This window comes from Flavobacterium frigidum, assembly GCF_048286795.2.
In genome coordinates, this window is record NZ_JBLVPT020000001.1 from 170,679 (window position 1) to 190,420 (window position 19,742).

Consider the following 19,742-nt stretch of genomic DNA (forward strand, 5'->3'; position numbering starts at 1 on the left):
AAAATTGTTATTATTTGTTTTGTTGAGACAAATATAGAACAGCTTCCACTTTGATTTTGGCGAAAAATGACGAACGGTTGTATCGAAATGACGAACGGTTATCGTACTATCAAATTCTATATCAACTACCTTTACGTCACTAAAAAGAACAATATGATTCACTTTAACCCAATAGATAAACAAGATGTAAATACAATCAGTGCTTTGATGGTCGATTTTTACGCCATTGATGGTTATCCTGTTGATGCTGAAAAGACAAAAGAATTACTAGATCAATTTATTGAGAATCCTGCATTGGGTTTGGCATGGCTTATCTATTTTAAAGATACCATTGTCGGCTACATCGTTCTAACCTTCGTGTTTAGTTTTGAATACCAAGGTAAAATTGCTTTTTTAGATGAATTATTCGTCACTGAAACAGCTCGAGGCAAAGGAATTGGCAGCAAAGCCGTAGATTTTGTAAAAGCCGAAAGCCAAAAAATATCGTTAAAACTAGTCTATCTTGAGGTAGAACCACACAATACAAAAGCACAAAAATTGTATCTTGCCAGCGGTTTTGAAATGCATAATCGAAAATTAATGCGTCTTAAAACCAATTAAAATTGCTAATAAAATAATCAAACACGGACTTTTTAAAACTTTTACTAAGCCGATTCGTTTAGTAGAAACCTATTCAAAGTAAGTATTGGTTTTAAAAATGAAACGACTCACATCAACTAGCAAAATGAAAACCAAAATATGTGAAATTTGCTCAATTGCAGCCAGTACAATGTTTCGGGTTCAAATTAAAGCAGGAAAAAATTGGATTTTTGTATGCAAATCTTGTTGTGAAAAATCAAAATCATTGCCTCAGTATAAATACGGAGGCACTTGGAAAGGCAAACGACACTAAAACATTTTCTGTTCCACTATATTTAAAATCAATCATCCAGTTGTATCACACTTTTCTCAAACTAAATTATATACCAATGAAATTTTTAAAATTGTTCTTATTACTATTTGTCATTCAAGCGCAAGCGCAGCAAGGCGGTATGTGGATTCCCTCTTTATTGAAAGGAATGAATGAAACCGAAATGAAGAATCTGGGCATGAAAATGTCAATTAAAGACATCTATGACGTTAATCAATCGAGTATGAAAGACGCAGTGCCGCACTTTAATGGTGGCTGTACTTCTGAAGTGATTTCGCCAAAAGGTTTATTGCTTACCAATCACCACTGTGGTTATTCTCAAATTCAATCGCACTCTTCAGTTGACAAAGATTATTTGGCCGATGGTTTTTGGGCCTATAAAATGGAAGACGAATTGCCAAACGAGGGTTTGACTGTGACTTTTATGGTAAAAATTGAAGACGTAACTACGCAAATACTTGAAGGTACAGCGTCAATACCAAACGAGGCTGACAAACAGAAAAAAATTCAAGAAAACATCACCCGATTGAGCGCCTCTTTTCCGAAAGAATCTTGGCAAGAAAACAAAATTCGTACCTTTTATGAAGGCAATCAATACCTTCTTTTTGTAACAGAAACTTTTTCTGATGTGCGTTTAGTAGGTGCTCCACCTACATCAATAGGTAAATTTGGATCTGATACAGACAATTGGGTTTGGCCACGCCATACAGGAGATTTTTCGTTATTCCGTATTTATGCTGACAAAAACAACTGTCCAGCAAAATATTCAAAAGACAATGTGCCTTATACTCCGAAACATTTTTTACCTATTTCGCTTGACGGAGTAGCCGAAGATGATTTCACGCTTGTTTTTGGTTATCCAGGAAAAACCAACGAATACCTACCCTCAGTAGCCATCGAACAAATTGTAAACGAACTCAATCCTGCAAAAATTGAAATCCGCGATAAAGCCTTAAAAGTAGCCGATGGATTCATGCGCAAAGACAATGCCATTAAAATTCAATATGCCTCTAAATATGCTAGTATTGCTAATTATTGGAAAAAATGGATTGGAGAAACTCAAGGACTTCAAAAATCGAATGCCGTAGCCGTAAAAAGAGAGGCCGAAAAAGCGTTTCAGCAAAAAATTACCAAAGCTGGTAAAGAAAAAGAATACGGCACACTCTTAGCTGATTTTGAAAAGAACTACGCAGCAATTGCTCCATATGCCTTAGCAAGAGATTATTTTTCAGAAACCGTACAACGCAATACCGAATTATTAAGTACTGCTTACCGATTGTATCAATTAGAACAAGTGTACAAATCCAAAGGAGAGCAAGCCTTTACAGATCGAAAAAACAATTTAGTTAGCGGCTTAGCTGATTTCTATAAAAACTTCAATGCTGCCGTTGACGAGAAAGTTTTTGAACAATTAATTGCATTGTACGCTACAAAATCGCCAAAACAATTTTTGCCGAAAAGTTTAGAAAATATTGACGCTAAAAATCTAGCTACAACAATATACACCAATTCAAGATTAACAAGCTACAACAGTTTGAAAGAAGTATTAACTGGGGACGCAGCAACCATTTTAGCGAATTTAAATAAAGATCCTGGATATCTATTAGTAAAAGAACTTGCAGATAGCTACAACACACTAATAGCTCCTAAATATGACGAAATCAACCAAACGATAACGGCATTGCAACGCACGTACATGAAGGCGCAATTAGAACTTAATACTGATAGTAGAATTTTCCCAGATGCAAACAGCACCTTGCGCGTTACGTACGGAAAAGTAAAAGGATACGAACCCAAAGATGCCACACTTTACACTGCAATTACCTACTTAGACGGCGTAATGGAAAAGTACATTCCTGGCGACTACGAGTTTGATGTGCCCAAAAAACTAGTTGACTTGTATCAAAAGAAAGAGTACGGTGAGTATGCTGAAAATGGAAAAATGCCTGTATGTTTTATAGGTACCAATCATACCACTGGAGGGAACTCAGGAAGTCCTGCGATTGACGCTAATGGAAACTTAATAGGCCTAAATTTTGACAGGGTGTGGGAAGGAACAATGAGTGACATCTATTACGATCCAAGTATTTGCAGAAATATCATGGTAGACATACGCTACGTACTTTTTATTATGGATAAATACGCTGGTGCAAAAAATTTAATAAGTGAACTAAAACTAGTTCACCCAAAGAAAAGCAAACAACTGAAAAAGAAAACCTTAAAGTAAAATCAAGACCTCAACAACAATATTAATCATTTATTAGTTATTTGACTTTGTTGGCACAATCCTTGAATATGTTTTCGGCGTTGACAAAAAATATTATTTTTTAAAAAAAAAATAAAAAAATATTTTACATATTAAAAAATTTATATCTTTGCCACGAATTAATAATTAACCTTTTATATTAAATTAAGATGAAAAAAGTATTTTTAAGTTTAGCTGCTGTTGCTGTTTTGACTGTTGTATCATGTAAAAAAGCTGACGCTCCTGCTGAGGACGCTGCTGCTACTGTTGATTCTGCTGCTGCTGTAGTTGATTCTGCTGCTGCTGTAGTTGATTCTGCTGCTGTTGTTGTTGATTCTGCTGCTGCTGTTGCTACTGAAGCTGCTGCTACTGCTACTGAAGCTGCAAAAAAATAATTAGAACCCAGTTCTAAAAATTTTAAAGCCATCCGCTCTGCGAGATGGCTTTTTTATTGGGTATAATTTTCGATTAACTCAGTAGAAAAAGATTAATAAAAAAGTGAGTTGTAAAAATTTAATTTTTACAACTCACTTTTTTATGTATAATGGTACTAAAAAAACCTTTTAATCAGAAAAAATAAAATCGTTACCAGAGAAATCCAACACCTCTGAATTTACTCCATACCGCACGATTTCGTCGATTCCCTTCTGCAAACGCAACGAAGTAGTATATTTTCTACTTGTTGCAAAATGATTGCCATCTAGCATCAATTTAAAATAGAATTTCCCACTAGAGGATTTAAATTTCAAAAAGTCAGCCAAACCAATAGTTGCTTTAAATTTTTCAATGTCTTCCTCGCACTCAAACTTGAGTTCATAACTTAAACTTGTAAAAACAACTTTTCCCTTTCTGGAAGTAAAAACAAATTTATATTCGTCGTTATATCTTTTACTGATAACAAAAGCGCCCATTAAATTTTAGATTTTAAATTGTGGATTTTAGATTTTAGATTCTAAACAGGGAGCTTAGACTTGACTTCCGTAAAATCTCATTGTTCTCAATTACAAATTTCTTTAAATAAAAAAAGCTCCAAACATAGTTTGAAGCTTTTTAGTACTCAGAGCGGCTCCGAAGCTTCGGAGTTGAACCCTCCCTAGAACATCATAATTTACTTTGAATATCTAACAAGATATTCGAATCAACTATTATTTTCTCTAAAAAAACTCTAGATTTCATTCTTTTCAAAAAATTCTCTAATCCATATGCTTTCTGACTGGACTCACACTCAAAACTTAAATTCAACTCCCAGGGAATTCCCTTCACAGTAAATGATTCATTATAAAATCCAGAATTGTGTTCACACAACCTTTTTGAGACATCATCCGTAGTTCCTACGTAATATCTGTCTAATTTTTTAGAATAAATTATATAAATGAAATACATTTAAATTATTTAATAAAAAAAGCTCCAAACATAGTTTGAAGCTTTTTAGTACTCAGAGCGGGACTTGAACCCGCACGAACATTGCTGTTCACTGGATTTTAAGTCCAGCGTGTCTACCAATTTCACCATCCGAGCATTATGTGGTGTCGAGCGAAAAACGGGGCTCGAACCCGCGACCTCGACCTTGGCAAGGTCGCGCTCTACCAACTGAGCTATTTTCGCATTTTCAATTCTTAGAAAGAACCGCGATACTTGTTCTGTATTGCGGATGCAAATTTAAGACATTTATTGAATTAAACAAGCCTTTTTTATAAAAAAATTACCAATAAAAGATAACGTTCTGATACCGTAATCTTTAAAACAAAATAAATTATTTTCTAGTCAACATTCTTTTAATCTCATTCAATTTCATTAGGGCTTCCATAGGGGTAATCGTATTTATATCCAAACTTATAATCTCTTCTTTGATTTCCTCTAATAAAGGATCATCCAGATTAAAGAAACTCATTTGCATATCGTCTTGTGCCGCTTTAATTCCGTTCAGCGCATCGCTGGAATGATTTTTTTCTAATTTCTTCAAAAGCTTCTGCGCTTTCAAAATTACAATCTGAGGCATTCCGGCCATTTTTGCTACGTGTATTCCAAAACTATGCGCGCTTCCTCCTTTTACCAATTTTCGAATAAAAAGCACGGTATCTTTTAATTCTTTGACAGCCACATTATAATTCTGAATTCTAGGCAATGATTCGCTCATTTCATTCAACTCATGGTAATGCGTTGCAAACAAGGTTTTGGGTTGTGAAGGATGCTCGTGTAAAAATTCTGCAATTGCCCAAGCTATAGAAATTCCGTCATAGGTACTAGTTCCTCTTCCAATCTCATCTAAAAGTACTAAACTCCTATCTGAAATATTATTCAAAATGGAAGCTGTTTCATTCATTTCGACCATAAAAGTAGATTCTCCCATCGAAATATTATCACTTGCTCCAACTCTCGTGAATATCTTATCGACAATTCCCATTCTCACACTTTCTGCAGGGACAAAACTTCCCATTTGTGCCAAGAGTACAATCAGCGCGGTTTGACGCAAAATAGCTGACTTTCCAGACATATTGGGACCCGTAATCATAATCAACTGCTGTGTTTCTCTATCCAAGAAAACATCGTTGGCAATATATGGCATCCCAACCGGTAATTGCTTTTCGATAACTGGATGCCTACCGTTTTTAATTTCTAATTCGAATGTTTCGTCTAGTTCAGGACAAACATATTTATTTTCAATAGCCAATTGCGTAAATGAACACAAACAATCCAGTTGCGCTACCAAATTAGCATTCATTTGAACTGGCTTGATATAAGTAGCAATCCAACTTACTAGTTGCTCGAATAGTTCTACTTCTATTTTATGAATTTTTTCTTCGGCACCTAAGATTTTGGTCTCATATTCTTTTAATTCCTCTGTAATATAGCGTTCTGCGTTGACCAAAGTTTGTTTTCTAATCCATTCCGTAGGAACTTTATCCTTGTGCATGTTTCGTACTTCAATGTAGTATCCAAAAACATTATTAAAGGAGATTTTCAACGAAGAAATTCCTGTCGCTTGTGATTCTCGTTTTTCAATTCCTTCTAAGAATTCTTTGCCAGAAGTTGATATGGCGCGTAAATCATCCAACTCAGCACTAATTCCTTTGGCAATGGCATTTCCTTTGGAGATAGCCACAGGGGCATCTTGATTTAAAACGGTTTTGATTTTTTCGCGCAACAATTCGCAACTATGTAAACTGTCCCCAATTACTTTTACGGCTTCTTGCGGACTTTCTAACGCCAAAGTTTTTATTGGAATAATGGCATCCAACGATTCTTTTAGGTAAACCACTTCGCGCGGCGATACTTTGCCGGCAGCAATTTTTGAAATCAGACGTTCTAAATCTGAAATTTGCTTGATTTGATTTTGGATGTTTTTTAAAACAGGCTGATTATTTTTTAAATACGAAACCACTTCATGCCTACTTTTTATTTTAGCACTATCTTTCAATGGAAGTGCCAACCATCTTTTTAGTAAACGGCCACCCATTGGCGAAAGCGTTTTATCAATAACATCCAACAATGTCACCGCGTTTGGATTATAACTGTGGTACAATTCCAGATTGCGAATCGTAAAACGATCCATCCAAACATAAGCATCTTCGGCAATACGCTGAATCGCTGTTATATGTTGTACTTTATTATGTTGTGTTTCGGACAAATAATACAAAATAGCTCCCGAAGCAATAATTCCTTCTTTCAATTCTTCGATTCCAAAACCTTTCAAAGAAATTGTCTGAAAGTGCTTCGTTAAGGTTTCAAATGCGTAATCTTCTTTGTAAATCCAATCTTCCAAGTAAAAACTATGGTAATCTTCACCAAAAATTTCCCGGAAATCATTCTTATTATTTTTAGGAATCAGAACTTCACTTGGATTAAAATTTTGTAACAGTTTGTCAATGTATTCTGCATTGCCTTGCGCCGTTAAAAATTCACCTGTAGAAACATCTAAAAATGAAATCCCTATTGATTTATTGGCAAAGAAAATGGAAGCTAAAAAGTTATTCGTTTTTGATTGTAAAACCTCATCGTTCATAGAAACTCCCGGAGTCACCAGTTCAGTAACGCCGCGTTTTACAATGGTTTTAGTCATTTTTGGATCTTCGAGTTGATCACAAATTGCTACACGAAGTCCTGCTTTGACTAATTTGGGTAAGTATGTATTTAGGGAATGATGCGGAAAACCAGCCAACGCCGTTTCGGTTTCAGAGCCTGCTCCACGCTTCGTTAAGACAATGCCTAATATTTTTGAAGCACGAACTGCGTCTTCTCCAAATGTTTCGTAAAAATCTCCTACCCGAAATAAAAGACAAGCATCAGGATACTTTCTTTTAATTTCATTGTACTGTTTCATTAACGGAGTTTCTTTAACTACTTTATCTTTAGATGCCAATTGTATTAGTGTTTAAAAATGATAAAAATAACAGCGAATTTATCGATTTTAAAACAAATAAATACGGAGTTCAAAGAATTAAACTATTTTAAGAAAGTTTTAAGTCATAATTTCTATTTTTTATTTAGATTTGTATTTACTTTTAAATTTAAATAGATATGAAAAAAATAATTACCCTAGCTATGCTAGTTGTTTTAGGAGTAGCAACTTCTACTGCACAAGAAACTTCAAAGAAATCGAAAGCTACTACAGGTAAAGCTGTTGCGGCAAAAGTGAATGGAGCAGGAATGGTTTTCGTAACTGAAACTATCGACTACGGTACTGTAGCTCATAACTCTGATGGCAAACGCGAATTTGTTTTCACAAATAATGGAAACAAACCTTTAATTATTACAAATGCGCAAGGATCTTGTGGTTGCACGGTTCCTACTTACCCAAAAGAACCAATTGCTCCAGGTGCAAAAGGAGTTATTGGAGTAAAATATGACACTTCAAGAGGTGGTCAACCGTTTAGCAAAACAGTTACATTAACAACTAACGCTGTTGTTCCTACTAAAACACTTACAATTAAAGGAAATGTTTTAGCTCCTGAATCTTCAAAAAGCTAAATCTGAATTGAATATACAAAAAAGCTTCCATTAACTTCGGAAGCTTTTTTTTTGAATAATTACAACATATGAGAAAGCTAGAAAACAGCGAACTAGAACGAAAATCCATCGAAGACTTTAAACAAGCTAAAAAAACACCGCTGATTTTAGTGCTAGATGACATCCGGAGTTTGCATAATATTGGCTCTGTTTTTAGAACTGCCGACGCTTTTCTAATTGAAAAAATATACTTATGTGGTATTACTGCCACTCCTCCAAATAAAGAAATTCACAAAACAGCTCTTGGCGCGACAGAAACTGTTGTATGGGAACATTATGAAAATGTTATTACTGTTATTGAAAAATTAAAGGCTGATGATGTCATGACACTTGCCATTGAGCAGGTAGAAAGTGCTATTTTTCTTCAAAATTTTGAAATTCAAAAAGGAAAAAAATATGCTTTGGTTTTTGGAAACGAAGTTCATGGTGTTTCACAAGAAGCAGTTGCGTTATGCGATGGTTGTATTGAAATTCCTCAATTAGGCACTAAGCATTCTTTGAACATAGCTGTGAGTGCAGGAATCGTGGTTTGGGATTTGTTTAAACAATTTAATAATTAGATTTTAGACTTCTTAGCGTATTGGAAGAGAAAAAATGCAGTCATTCTCTAATTCTCACTACCATTATCTGATTTTTTTACTTAAAAAATACTAGGTTATAAAAACTGGAGCGTTCAATAAACTACTCTATTTTTTTTTGAATTGCATCTAAAATAAAAAGATAATCTTCTTGGTTTTTTACAAAATCGCGGTCCGAAACATCTATAATTAACACATTCAAATCAGTTTGAGATTTAATATAATCCAGATAACCGCTATTGATTTTATCTAAATATTCAGCAGGGATTTTTTGCTCGTAGCTTCTGCCTCGTTTTTTAATGTTTTGCAGCAAACGCTCTGAATTTTGATACAAATAAATATACAAATCCGGTTTTGGCATTTCTCTGTAAATGATATCAAAAAGATTTCGATACAAACGATATTCGTCTTCCGCCAAAGTTATTTTGGCAAAAATCAAAGATTTAAAAATATGATAATCCGCCACTAAAAAATCTTTAAACAAATCAAATTGCGCTAAATCATCTGATAATTGTTGGTATCTGTCCGCCAAAAATGACATTTCAAGCGGGAAAGCGTATCGGTTTTGATCTTTATAAAATTTAGGTAAAAAAGGATTGTCCGCAAAACGTTCCAATACCGTTTTTGCATTAAAATCCTCAGAAATTTTTGTCGCCAAAGTGGTCTTGCCGGCTCCGATATTCCCTTCGAAAGCAACATAATTGAATTGCTCTAACATTATCTTTTGCAAAGGACTTTCCAAATCTTGAACAATCGTACAAACGCTTTGATCTGGAGAAAGCAAAATTAATTCTGCAATGTTTTTTTGAAGAATGGGATGTTTCCAATCTACATTTAAATCTTGAATGGGTAACAAAACAAAATTTCTGTTTTGCATTAATGGATGCGGAATCTCCAGTTTTTCGGTAGTAATAATTTCTGAATCGAAAGCTATCAAATCAATATCAATGGTACGCGATTGGTATTCTTGTACTTTATTTCGCAAGCGACCCAATCGCTTTTCGATTTTTAAAACTTGACTTAACACTTTTTGTGCCGATGAGAAAGTATGCAAAACCAGCGCACAATTGTAAAAAGCATCACTTTCAAAACCCCAAGCAGGCGTTTCGTACAATCTAGAAACTTTTATTATAGTACCCACCTCCTGGTGAATCAATTCTAAGGAACGCTCGATATTTCCTAAACGATTGCCTAGATTACTGCCTATAGATAAAATGACCTGATGTTGTGATTTCATAATTGGGTACAAATTAACTAAAAGAATTTTAGAATTAGCAATATATTTGCATCAGAAATAGATAATTAAACTTGGTTTTTCCATGTTTTAATTTGTAACATTTTATTCGTTTTTACGACTTATTAAAAAAATATAATTATGAGATTTTTAGGAAATGTATTGGCAACCATTGTAGGTATTTTTGTTTTTTTCATGCTGTCCTTTTTTGGAATACTATTGATCGGAGCTATTTTTGGTGGTGAGTCTGAGGGTGTAGTGGTAAAAAACAATTCTGTAATTGAATTAAACTTAGAAGACATTCAAAATGATTACGCAGGGAAATTTACTGACCCATTTGTAACTATGTTTTCAGAAAACAAAAATGTAGGTTTAATTGATATTATAAATGCGATTGAAAATGCAAAAACAGATGATGACATCAAAGGAATTTCTATTTTAAACAATACATCCGCACTGGGAATGGCACAAAGTAAAGCCTTACGCGATGCTTTGGAAAGTTTTAAAAAATCAGGAAAATTCGTCATGGCGTATGCCAATTCGTATTCACAAAAAGAATATTATTTAAATTCTGTTGCTAGTCCTATTTACATCAATCCAGTTGGAGAGATGGATTTTAAGGGATTGTCTACTGAAATTATGTTCTTTAAAGATTTTCAAGAAAAATCAGGATTAAAAATGGAAGTCATTCGCCACGGAAAGTACAAAAGTGCTGTAGAGCCTTTTTTAGAAAATAAAATGAGCGATGCCAATAGAGAACAGACTACAGCATTGTTAAATTCTGTTTGGAATTCCATCACTGCTGATATTGCAAAAAGCAGAAATATATCTGTTGCTAAATTGAACGAAATTGCTAATGGACTCCTTGCTCGAACTCCTGAAATGGCAAAAGCTCAAAAATTAGTTGACATAGTTGCTTATGAAGATGTGTATCACAATGCTATCAGAAAAGCACTTAAAGTAAAAAATGACGAAGAGTACAACAAAGTATCTGTTGTAGATTATGCTCAAAAAGTTGCTACTACTTCCCAATCATTTGACAGTACAGATGAAATTGCTATCATATATGCCCAAGGAGAAATCATGGGCGGCGAAGGTGATGTAACTGTTATTGGTGAAGGTTCCATGCGTCGCTCGTTGCAAGAGGCTCGAAAAAATAAAAATGTTAAAGCCATTGTCCTCCGTATTGATAGTCCAGGAGGAAGCGCTTTGACATCTGATTTGATTTGGAGAGAGATAGAATTGACTAAAAAAACGAAACCAATTGTCGTTTCTATGGGTAACTACGCAGCATCTGGTGGCTATTACATCGCTTGTAATGCCAATACAATTTTTGCCGAGGCAAACACAATTACAGGATCAATAGGTGTTTTTGGAATATTACCAAATTTTACACCGCTAGCAACTAAAATTGGTATTAACACCGAGCAAGTAGAAACACACCAGAATGCCGCTAACTATAGTCCGTTTGTTTCCATAGATGAAAATTTCAAAGCTGTTACCTTAGAAGGAGTAGAACATATTTACAAAACATTTGTAACCCATGTAGCTGAGGGTCGTAAAATGACTTTTGCGCAAGTAGACGCGATTGCACAAGGTAGAGTTTGGACAGGTTCTGAGGCATTAAAAATAGGACTTGTGGACAAAATAGGTGGATTAGATGATGCTATTGCAAAAGCGGCCTCTTTAGCAAAAATTAAAAATTACAGCACTCAAAATTATCCGGAATATGAGAAAAATTTTAATGACCTTTTGGCTAATTTCCCTTTTGCAAAATCTAAAGCTGATTTCATAAAAGAAGAAATTGGGATAGAAAATTACCGTATTCTACAAGAGATAAAAAAATTACAAACTCGAAAAGGTGTTCAAGCCATCATGCCTTTTGAAATAAACATACATTAAAAAATAAGTACCCATTAAACATCCGTTGAAGCACTTGCTTGAACGGATTTTTTTTTGCAAAATACAATAGTTCTGTATTCTCTTGAGTTAAGAGTATGAGGGTATCAAACCATAAACGGCTATTTTATCTCCAAGACGCTCTTTTTTCACTACATTTATACATCAAAAGAAAAAAATTATGCTAAAGAAAATTTTTAAAATTATTGGAGTTTTTATTCTTCTTTTAATCATTACTTTATTTGCTGCGCCCTATATTTTTCAGGACCAAATAAAAGCAAAAATTGCCGAGGCTATAAATGCCAAGGTAGATGCAAAGGTTTCCTTTGCAGAGGCTGATTTAAGTTTGTTTAAAAATTTCCCAAATGCAAATGTAACTTTAGAAAAATTAGTGATTATAAACAAGGCTCCTTTTGAAGGTGACACATTGATTTCATTGGGCGAACTGAATTTAAAAATGTCAATTAAAGAGCTTTTTAAAGGCAAAGAAGAAGCGATTGCAATTGACGGAATCACATCTAAAAATGGATTAATCAACATCATCTTTAATAAAAATGGTGTTGGGAATTATGATATTGCTTTGAAGGATGAAAAAACTACAGCGGGTAGCAAAAGCAGTCCGTTATCATTGAAAATTCAAGAGTATGAAATCGAGAATTTCAAGTTTCGTTATTTTGACGAAAGTTCAAAAATAAAAATGGTAATCGATAGTTTAAACCACTCAGGTACTGGAGATTTTGCAGCGCAAAAATTAGATTTAGTTACCAAGTCGACTGCAAAAGTTTCGCTCGACATGGACAAAGTCAATTATATGAAAAATGTAGCATTAACGCTAGATGCGGTTTTAGGAATTGATTTAAACACTAGTAAATACACGTTCAAAGAAAACAAAGCATTAATCAATCAATTGCCGTTAGAATTTGATGGTTTTATTCAAATGGTAGAAACGGGTCAGCAATATGATTTGAAATTTAAAACGCCTACTTCCTCTTTCAAAAATTTCTTAGGAATAATTCCTGCAGCGTATGCCTCGAGTTTAGACAATGTGAAAACAACCGGAGATTTTACTGTAATGGGTTTTGCAAAAGGCCTATATTCAGATACAACGGTTCCGAAATTTAATATTGAAATCGCATCCAATAACGCTTCTTTTAAATATCCTAACTTACCTAAAACCGTTGAAAATATTGTTATTGACACTAAAATCATCAATGAAACAGGGATCCTTAATGATACGTATGTCAATTTGGAAAAACTTTCTTTTCAGATTGATCAAGATGTTTTTAATGCCAAAGCCAACATTAGAAACATCACACAAAACGCTATTGTTGATGCCGCTTTAAAAGGCACAATCAATTTAGCGAATCTCTCAAAAGCGTATCCTATAAAGTTAGAAAAGCCCTTGTCTGGAATTTTAAAGGCCGATGTTACGACTAAATTCGACATGCAATCGGTTGAGAAAAGTCAGTACGAAAACATCAATAATGCGGGAACCATGAGTTTATCAGGCTTCCAGTATGCCGATGAAAATGGAAAAACAATGAACATTAGCACTGCTGTAGTGCAGTTTAATCCTAGTCAAGTCGACTTACAACAATTAAATGCCACTACTGGAAAAAGTGATATTAGCGTGACTGGAGTTTTAGAAAATTTTTATGGATTTATTTTTAGAAATCAGGAATTGAAAGGAAACTTCAGGATGAACTCCAAGCAATTAGCCGTTGATGATTTTATGACAACTGGAGAGGACAAAAAATCCGCAACAGCTGCTGCTAAAAAACCAGAAGCAATGAAAATCCCTGCTTTCTTAAATTGTACGCTAATAGCAAATGCCACTACCGTTTTGTACGACAATTTAACCCTGAAAGACGTCTCTGGAAAACTAATCGTGAAAGACGAAAAAGTAACCTTAGAAAATGTAAAAACATCTATTTTTGGGGGAACAATTGGGGTAAACGGAGCGGTTTCGACTAAAGGTAAAACACCCGTTTTTAATATGGATTTGAAACTGAATCAAGTCGATATTGCGCAATCGTTTACCCAACTGGATATGTTGAAAAAAATTGCACCAATTGCAGGAATTATAAACGGAAGGTTGAATTCAAACATTAAACTCAATGGAAATTTGGATGCCACTGAATTTACTCCAGACTTAAAAACACTTACGGGAGATTTACTAGGTCAGTTGCTTTCTACGACAGTAAATTCTAGTAATTCGACGTTATTGACGGCTTTAGGTTCTAACCTGAAATTTATAGATGTAAGCAAAATTAATTTGAATGACGTAAAAGCTGCGATCATCTTCAAGGATGGAAAAGTAAATGTAAAACCATTTGATATCAAGTACAAAGACATCAAAGCAACAATTGGTGGAACGCATGGTTTTGACCAAAGCATGAATTACAATTTAAAATTTGATGTTCCAGCAAAATATCTAGGCTCGGAGGCCAATGCGTTAATTGCAAAACTTTCTGCTGCTGATGCTGCTAAACTAGAAAGCTTTCCCATAACTGCAACGCTATTGGGTAATTTTACCAATCCAAAAATAACAACTGATATTAATAGTGCAGTTACCAAATTGACAACTCAGTTGGTCAACCAACAAAAAGACCGATTGGTGAAGCAAGGAACATCAGCCTTGACGGATTACATCAATAAAAACAAGAAACCTGGTGACACTACAAAGACAGTAACTCCTGTTGTTCCAGCAACGAAAGAAGAAGTGAAAGCAAAAGCAACGGATTTACTTAACGGTTTATTTAAAAAGAAAAAGAAAGCAGTAGATACTACAAAAGTAAATTAAGACCGCTTTATGAAGCAAAAAAGAGGAATTTCACCAGGTGAGATTCCTGCTTTTTTATTGAATTTTATACTTGAATCTAAACAACGAAACTATTTGATTTTGAGATTTTACCATTAAGGAATTAAGTTTCATTAAGCTCTAAATCTTAATGAAACTTAATTCCTTAATGGTTAAAAAACCTGTGTTTCTTACACATTAATTGTAACTACATACCCTTCGGAACCCCGAATATTGAAAACGCTTCCATCTTCAAAAAGTAAATATTGCCCTTTTATTCCGGTAAGTTTTCCCTGAAAATGAGGTGTTTTATCTAAACTTAAACTGTTTACTTTGGTGGGATATTCCAGAACAGGATAATGCATCTCGTACAAATCATTTTTTTGCGAATAAAAGTATTCTTGAACTTCTGTTGGGATTAAGTTTTCTACTTTTAATCGCTCCGCTACCAAGTCAATGTGCTCCACATTGTTTGTTAGCATTTTACGCCAGTTGGTTTTATCTGCATAATGGTTTTTCAGCGCCACCTCGGTAATTCCTGCTAAGTAGCGATTGGGAACTTCCACAATAGAAATGGCTTGGTTCGCACCTTGATCAATCCATCGCGTTGGCACTTGTGTTTTACGGGTCACGCCCACTTTGACTTCGCTTGACAAAGCTAAATAGACAATATGCGGTTGCAATTGTACTTTTCCTTCGTATGCTAAATCCCGATCCTGTATACCAAGATGTGCCGTACTCAACTCTGGTTTCATAATCCAGTCACCCACTGCAGGACTGGAATAAAAACAATCGTAACAAAATCCTTGACGGAATATTTTTTTCTTTTTGGAGCAATTCAAGCATTGAAAGCCTACAAGACTAATTTCTAGGCTCTTGTTCAATAATTGATTTACATTTAAAAAACTATTTTCGAAAACTAAATAATATTGAATTGGATTTCCAAATTCAGTTTGCATTTTTTTGAGTACACCTTCGTAAGTCATGCGCTTTAAAGTTTCGGGTTTTACACAAGTTGTTAAACAAATTTTGTTATTTTTGGTAAAGTTATCATTCGTAATTCATAATTCATAATTTAAAAATGCCACTAACCATAATCAATTCGTTTGCTTCATGGGTTCTCAAACAAAGAATTCATCAGATCGAACTTTTCTTGAAATATCCAAATGAGGTTCAGGAAGAATTGCTTTTGGATTTAATTCAGTCGTCTAAAAATACTGCTTTAGGCAAAGAGTATGATTATGCATCTATACATTCCTATGCAACTTTTGCAGAAAGGATCCCTATTTCAACCTACGAAGAATTACAACCATTAATAGAGCGTACCCGCACCGGAGAGCAAAATGTTTTTTGGGACACTCCCATAAAATGGTTTGCCAAATCTAGCGGAACGACCAATGCCAAAAGTAAATTTATCCCCGTAAGCAATGAAGCATTAGAGGATTGTCACTACAAAGGCAGCAAGGATTTATTGTGTTTGTATTTGAACAATAACGAGGAATCAGAACTATTTCTGGGTAAAAGCTTGCGTCTTGGGGGAAGTTCCCAAATCTATGAAGACAACAATACGTTTTTTGGCGATTTATCCGCAATCTTGATTGAAAACATGCCTATTTGGGCGGAGTTTAGCAGTACGCCTAGCAATAAAATTTCTTTGATGAGCGAATGGGAAACCAAAATTGCAGCCATTATCAACGAAACTAAAAATGAAAATGTAACCAGTTTTGCCGGTGTACCCTCCTGGATGTTGGTCCTAATGAATAAAATGCTAGAAGAAACAGGAAAAGGGAATTTATTTGACCTTTGGCCCAATCTTGAAGTGTACTTTCATGGTGGTGTGAATTTTGAGCCGTACCGTGAACAATATAAAAAAATACTACCTAAAAAAGATTTTAAATACTACGAAATATACAATGCCTCTGAAGGTTTTTTTGCCATACAAGATTTAAATTATTCCAGTGATTTATTATTGATGTTGGACTACGGAATTTTCTATGAGTTCATCCCAATGGATACTTTTGGTACCTTGGAACAAAAAGTTATTCGATTAGCTGATGTGGAATTGTTTACCAATTATGCTTTGGTAATTACAACTAATTCTGGTTTGTGGCGCTATTTGATTGGTGATACCGTTCGTTTCACGTCATTAAATCCGTACCGCATTCGGGTAACGGGAAGAACCAAACATCACATAAATGTTTTTGGCGAAGAATTAATGGTCGAAAATACCGATCAGGCTATAGCCAAAGCGTGTAAACTAACCCAAATGGAAGTGGTCGATTACACCGTGGCTCCGGTATTTATGGAAGGCAAAGAAAAAGGTGCCCATGAATGGATGATTGAATTTAAAAATCCTCCTGCAGATGTATCACAATTCCAGAAAGCACTAGATGAATCTATACAATCTTTAAATTCAGATTACGAAGCCAAACGCTACAACAATATGACATTGAACCCGCTAATAATCAACGTAGCGCGAAAAAATTTGTTTTACGATTGGTTAAAAGACCACGACAAGTTGGGTGGGCAACATAAAATTCCAAGATTATCCAACCAAAGAGATTATTTAGAGCAATTGAAAAGCATGCAATTGGAAACTGTATAAAATTGGAAAAGTTGAAAAATACCTTTTATATCTTGATTACACTTTTTATAATAAGTTCTTGCGGACCGCATAGAATGCGTTGTGGCGCTAGAGGAATTTGTAAAGTTCCCGAAAAACAAACACAAGAAAAACCTGAAAAAATACTTACCGTTAAAGCATAAAAAAGGCTGTAAAAAATCACTTTTTTGAACAGCCTTTTTTTATAATTTTTGCCGTATTTTACTCCTACTCCATCATATCGATATGCCTGTCGTGGTAGCCTAACAAGTATAAAACACCGTCCAGACCTAAACTAGAGATAGAACTTTCGGCTTTTTCTTTTACGGTTGGTTTGGCATGAAAAGCAATTCCTAAACCTGCCAAATTCAACATCGGTAAATCATTGGCGCCATCACCCACCGCAATGGTTTGATTGATATGAATGCCTTCCTTGTCTGCAATGGCTTGTAAATATTCGGCTTTCTTTTTACCATCAACAATTTCGCCCAAGTAGTTCCCCGTTAATTTTCCGTTGATAATCTCAAGTTCATTAGCATGTAGATAATCGATTCCCAGTTCTTTTTGCAGGTATTTTCCAAAAAAAGTAAACCCTCCAGAGAGAATCGCTGTTTTATAGCCATAGTATTTCAAGGCTTTCATCAAGCGATGAGCGCCTTTGGTAATAGGTAAATTTTCAGCAACCGTTTGCAGTACCTCTTCACTCAAGCCTTCAAGCAAAGCCATGCGTTGTTTAAAGCTTTCGCTAAAATCGATTTCGCCATTCATCGCTGCTTCCGTAATGGCACGAACTTGCACACCGACACCTGCTAACTCTGCTAGTTCATCAATGACCTCGGTTTGAATAAGAGTCGAATCCATATCAAAACACACCAGGCGTCTGTTTCTTCGGTACATATTGTCCTCCTGAAACGAAATATCCACATCTAAGGTTCTTGAAATTTCCATAAAACTCGCCGTCATAAAAGATTTATTTATGATAGTTCCCGTAACCGACAATTGGATGCAAGAGCGCGGGAATTCTTCTTTTTCGATAATAGAAACCCGACCTGTTAGGCGCTTAATGGAATCAATATTCAAATTTTGATTGGATAAAATCTGAGTCACAGCGGCTAATTGCACAGCAGTCAATGTTTCCCCTAACACATTAATCGAATAGCGCTGTTTGCGTTGTCCTTTGACCCAAATCTCATAATCTGAAATAGAAACGGGACTAAACTTAACCTTTACGCCCAATTCATAGGCTTTGAACAATAAATCTTTCAAAACGGGACCTGAGGTTGATCCCGCTTTGATTTCGAACAAAATTCCTAGAGAAAGCGTGTCGTGAATATCTGCTTGACCAATATCTAAAATAATGGCGTCGTAATTTGCTAAAATAGATGATAATCCAGCTGTTACTCCAGGTTTATCTTGTCCAGAAACTTTCAATAAAATAACCTCGTTTTCTTCTAGTTGCATGCTGTACTTATTTGATTTAGAAAGGACAAAATTCGGTATTTTGACCTTGATAAAAAAAAATAAGGTTCCTTTTTACAAACAATAACATATAGTGTAATTTACCCCTAAAAAAACCTGTTCAAATCAATGAACAGGTTCGTATTTTTGAGAAATATGTAATTTCTACGACGCAATCTCCAATCCTTCAATAAATTTTTATTATATGTTTCTTTAGCGTAATCTGCATCAATTTCTAATGTTTTATTGTCCAAGCTTTATAAAATTGAATTGTGATTTTCAATTAAAAAAATGTAGTCGTCAATATCTGCTTCTTATTTAATAATTTAGAAAATTATACTACTATTTTTAGTATTTTTGTACCAAATTGGTACACATAAAAAAACAGATATGATAGTCATAAGTAGCAGAGAATTTAGAGATCATCAGAAAAAATATTTTGATTTGATCGACGATAACGAACAGGTAATTGTGCAGAGAGGAAAGAATAAGAGTTATAAATTAGTACCAATTATGCAGGATGAAAGTTTAATTACAGAAGCTGAATTTTATGCAAAAATTGATCGCGCTCTAAAACAGGCCGAAGAAGGTAAAGTGTTAGAGATTAAAAGTGCGCAAGAATTCAAGTCTTTGCTTGGTTTATGATATACCAAATTAAATTTTCCGAAGAAGCTTTAAAAGATATTGAACGTCTTAAAGAAAGTGGAAACAAATCTGCATTAAAGAAATTAGCAAAGTTGTTTTTGGAGCTTCAGGAGCATCCTTATACAGGAACTGGTCAGGTAGAACAATTGAAATATTACGAAGTTCAAACACTATCGAGAAGGATAAATAGAGAACATCGATTAGTATATAGGATTCAAGAACAATTTGTAACAGTATTGGTTTTGAGTGCGTTTGGACATTATTAAAATGAAACTGTACTCACTAAGCTAAAAAAAAGAAATATACGAAACGGTTAAGAAAAACTCAATAATCGAATCTTGAATACTCGTGGTACCTCTAACGA

Annotated in this window: 17 protein-coding genes and 2 tRNA genes; 11 read left to right on the forward strand and 8 right to left on the reverse strand. The window is 34.6% G+C overall.

What is annotated here, in order from left to right; all coding sequences use genetic code 11:
• Positions 1-153 precede the first annotated feature (153 nt).
• The 3 genes from ACNQGB_RS00815 (at position 154) to ACNQGB_RS00825 (ending at position 3,550) form a co-directional block, all read left to right on the forward strand.
• Positions 154-600 carry a GNAT family N-acetyltransferase gene (locus ACNQGB_RS00815; RefSeq protein ID WP_417943502.1) on the forward strand — a complete coding sequence of 149 codons (447 nt, stop codon included), beginning with the start codon at positions 154-156 and terminating at the stop codon, positions 598-600.
• 368 nt (positions 601-968) lie between these two features.
• Positions 969-3,137: a S46 family peptidase gene (locus ACNQGB_RS00820; protein ID WP_417943501.1), complete on the forward strand. Its 2,169-nt coding sequence runs from the start codon at positions 969-971 to the stop codon at positions 3,135-3,137.
• A 188-nt stretch (positions 3,138-3,325) separates the two neighbouring features.
• The gene (locus ACNQGB_RS00825) at positions 3,326-3,550 is read left to right on the forward strand and encodes a hypothetical protein (protein ID WP_309756354.1); all 225 of its coding nucleotides are present in this window, start codon (positions 3,326-3,328) and stop codon (positions 3,548-3,550) included.
• A gap of 168 nt (positions 3,551-3,718) precedes the next feature.
• Here the strand turns inward: ACNQGB_RS00825 and ACNQGB_RS00830 are convergent, their stop codons facing one another.
• The 5 genes from ACNQGB_RS00830 to mutS all read right to left on the reverse strand — a co-directional run bounded on the left by ACNQGB_RS00830 (position 3,719) and on the right by mutS (position 7,515).
• Positions 3,719-4,066 (reverse strand): YegP family protein, encoded by a 348-nt coding sequence (locus ACNQGB_RS00830; RefSeq protein ID WP_417943500.1) that lies wholly within the window; start codon positions 4,064-4,066, stop codon positions 3,719-3,721.
• 190 nt (positions 4,067-4,256) lie between these two features.
• Positions 4,257-4,538, reverse strand: a complete 282-nt coding sequence (locus ACNQGB_RS00835) for a GIY-YIG nuclease family protein (RefSeq protein ID WP_309756358.1) — start codon at positions 4,536-4,538, stop codon at positions 4,257-4,259.
• 49 nt (positions 4,539-4,587) lie between these two features.
• A tRNA-Leu gene (locus ACNQGB_RS00840) sits at positions 4,588-4,673 on the reverse strand.
• Between the two features lie 14 nt (positions 4,674-4,687).
• Positions 4,688-4,760 (reverse strand) — tRNA-Gly (locus ACNQGB_RS00845).
• 148 nt (positions 4,761-4,908) lie between these two features.
• Positions 4,909-7,515: a DNA mismatch repair protein MutS gene (gene mutS, locus ACNQGB_RS00850; RefSeq protein WP_417943499.1), complete on the reverse strand. Its 2,607-nt coding sequence runs from the start codon at positions 7,513-7,515 to the stop codon at positions 4,909-4,911.
• 158 nt (positions 7,516-7,673) lie between these two features.
• Here mutS and ACNQGB_RS00855 point away from each other — a divergent pair, with 158 nt between their 5' ends.
• Complete coding sequence (locus ACNQGB_RS00855; protein ID WP_417943498.1) at positions 7,674-8,123, forward strand: DUF1573 domain-containing protein; 450 nt, start codon at positions 7,674-7,676, stop codon at positions 8,121-8,123.
• Between the two features lie 68 nt (positions 8,124-8,191).
• Positions 8,192-8,722, forward strand: a complete 531-nt coding sequence (locus tag ACNQGB_RS00860; RefSeq protein WP_417943497.1) for an RNA methyltransferase — start codon at positions 8,192-8,194, stop codon at positions 8,720-8,722.
• Between the two features lie 121 nt (positions 8,723-8,843).
• Here the strand turns inward: ACNQGB_RS00860 and folK are convergent, their stop codons facing one another.
• Positions 8,844-9,977 carry a 2-amino-4-hydroxy-6-hydroxymethyldihydropteridine diphosphokinase gene (gene folK / locus ACNQGB_RS00865; RefSeq protein WP_417943496.1) on the reverse strand — a complete coding sequence of 378 codons (1,134 nt, stop codon included), beginning with the start codon at positions 9,975-9,977 and terminating at the stop codon, positions 8,844-8,846.
• Positions 9,978-10,115: 138 nt separating this feature from the next.
• Here folK and sppA point away from each other — a divergent pair, with 138 nt between their 5' ends.
• Positions 10,116-11,876 carry a signal peptide peptidase SppA gene (gene sppA / locus ACNQGB_RS00870; RefSeq protein WP_417943495.1) on the forward strand — a complete coding sequence of 587 codons (1,761 nt, stop codon included), beginning with the start codon at positions 10,116-10,118 and terminating at the stop codon, positions 11,874-11,876.
• Between the two features lie 178 nt (positions 11,877-12,054).
• Positions 12,055-14,676, forward strand: a complete 2,622-nt coding sequence (locus tag ACNQGB_RS00875) for an AsmA-like C-terminal region-containing protein (RefSeq protein ID WP_417943494.1) — start codon at positions 12,055-12,057, stop codon at positions 14,674-14,676.
• A gap of 188 nt (positions 14,677-14,864) precedes the next feature.
• On the opposite strand, the gene ACNQGB_RS00880 is transcribed toward ACNQGB_RS00875, so the two are convergent.
• Positions 14,865-15,659, reverse strand: coding sequence for a DUF2797 domain-containing protein (locus ACNQGB_RS00880; RefSeq protein ID WP_417943493.1), 795 nt, complete (start codon positions 15,657-15,659; stop codon positions 14,865-14,867).
• A gap of 95 nt (positions 15,660-15,754) precedes the next feature.
• On the opposite strand from ACNQGB_RS00880, the gene ACNQGB_RS00885 reads away from it, so the two are divergent.
• Together ACNQGB_RS00885 and ACNQGB_RS00890 are read left to right on the forward strand one after the other, a co-directional pair.
• Positions 15,755-17,278, forward strand: a complete 1,524-nt coding sequence (locus ACNQGB_RS00885; RefSeq protein WP_417943492.1) for a GH3 auxin-responsive promoter family protein — start codon at positions 15,755-15,757, stop codon at positions 17,276-17,278.
• A gap of 11 nt (positions 17,279-17,289) precedes the next feature.
• Positions 17,290-17,439 (forward strand): hypothetical protein, encoded by a 150-nt coding sequence (locus ACNQGB_RS00890; RefSeq protein WP_417943491.1) that lies wholly within the window; start codon positions 17,290-17,292, stop codon positions 17,437-17,439.
• Positions 17,440-17,503: 64 nt separating this feature from the next.
• On the opposite strand, the gene serB is transcribed toward ACNQGB_RS00890, so the two are convergent.
• A complete protein-coding gene (gene serB / locus ACNQGB_RS00895) occupies positions 17,504-18,736 on the reverse strand; it encodes a phosphoserine phosphatase SerB (RefSeq protein WP_417943490.1) in 1,233 nt (410 codons plus the stop codon).
• A gap of 387 nt (positions 18,737-19,123) precedes the next feature.
• On the opposite strand from serB, the gene ACNQGB_RS00900 reads away from it, so the two are divergent.
• Together ACNQGB_RS00900 and ACNQGB_RS00905 are read left to right on the forward strand one after the other, a co-directional pair.
• On the forward strand, positions 19,124-19,378 hold the full coding sequence (locus ACNQGB_RS00900; protein WP_417943489.1) for a prevent-host-death protein: 255 nt from the start codon (positions 19,124-19,126) through the stop codon (positions 19,376-19,378).
• A complete protein-coding gene (locus ACNQGB_RS00905; RefSeq protein WP_417943488.1) occupies positions 19,375-19,644 on the forward strand; it encodes a Txe/YoeB family addiction module toxin in 270 nt (89 codons plus the stop codon). Before ACNQGB_RS00900 ends, ACNQGB_RS00905 begins: the two co-directional genes overlap by 4 nt.
• The last annotated feature ends 98 nt before the right edge of the window (positions 19,645-19,742 follow it).

What these genes read in the sequence shown, in the direction of transcription:
- ACNQGB_RS00860 (WP_417943497.1), top strand. Translation starts at nt 8,192, where the DNA reads ATGAGAAAGCTAGAAAACAGCGAACTAGAACGAAAATCCATCGAAGAC.
- ACNQGB_RS00900 (WP_417943489.1), top strand. Translation starts at nt 19,124, where the DNA reads ATGATAGTCATAAGTAGCAGAGAATTTAGAGATCATCAGAAAAAATAT.
- ACNQGB_RS00815 (WP_417943502.1), top strand. Translation starts at nt 154, where the DNA reads ATGATTCACTTTAACCCAATAGATAAACAAGATGTAAATACAATCAGT.
- serB (WP_417943490.1), bottom strand. Translation starts at nt 18,736, where the DNA reads ATGCAACTAGAAGAAAACGAGGTTATTTTATTGAAAGTTTCTGGACAA.
- ACNQGB_RS00885 (WP_417943492.1), top strand. Translation starts at nt 15,755, where the DNA reads ATGCCACTAACCATAATCAATTCGTTTGCTTCATGGGTTCTCAAACAA.
- ACNQGB_RS00825 (WP_309756354.1), top strand. Translation starts at nt 3,326, where the DNA reads ATGAAAAAAGTATTTTTAAGTTTAGCTGCTGTTGCTGTTTTGACTGTT.
- ACNQGB_RS00835 (WP_309756358.1), bottom strand. Translation starts at nt 4,538, where the DNA reads ATGTATTTCATTTATATAATTTATTCTAAAAAATTAGACAGATATTAC.
- ACNQGB_RS00905 (WP_417943488.1), top strand. Translation starts at nt 19,375, where the DNA reads ATGATATACCAAATTAAATTTTCCGAAGAAGCTTTAAAAGATATTGAA.
- ACNQGB_RS00820 (WP_417943501.1), top strand. Translation starts at nt 969, where the DNA reads ATGAAATTTTTAAAATTGTTCTTATTACTATTTGTCATTCAAGCGCAA.
- ACNQGB_RS00875 (WP_417943494.1), top strand. Translation starts at nt 12,055, where the DNA reads ATGCTAAAGAAAATTTTTAAAATTATTGGAGTTTTTATTCTTCTTTTA.
- ACNQGB_RS00880 (WP_417943493.1), bottom strand. Translation starts at nt 15,659, where the DNA reads ATGACTTACGAAGGTGTACTCAAAAAAATGCAAACTGAATTTGGAAAT.
- sppA (WP_417943495.1), top strand. Translation starts at nt 10,116, where the DNA reads ATGAGATTTTTAGGAAATGTATTGGCAACCATTGTAGGTATTTTTGTT.
- folK (WP_417943496.1), bottom strand. Translation starts at nt 9,977, where the DNA reads ATGAAATCACAACATCAGGTCATTTTATCTATAGGCAGTAATCTAGGC.
- ACNQGB_RS00830 (WP_417943500.1), bottom strand. Translation starts at nt 4,066, where the DNA reads ATGGGCGCTTTTGTTATCAGTAAAAGATATAACGACGAATATAAATTT.
- ACNQGB_RS00855 (WP_417943498.1), top strand. Translation starts at nt 7,674, where the DNA reads ATGAAAAAAATAATTACCCTAGCTATGCTAGTTGTTTTAGGAGTAGCA.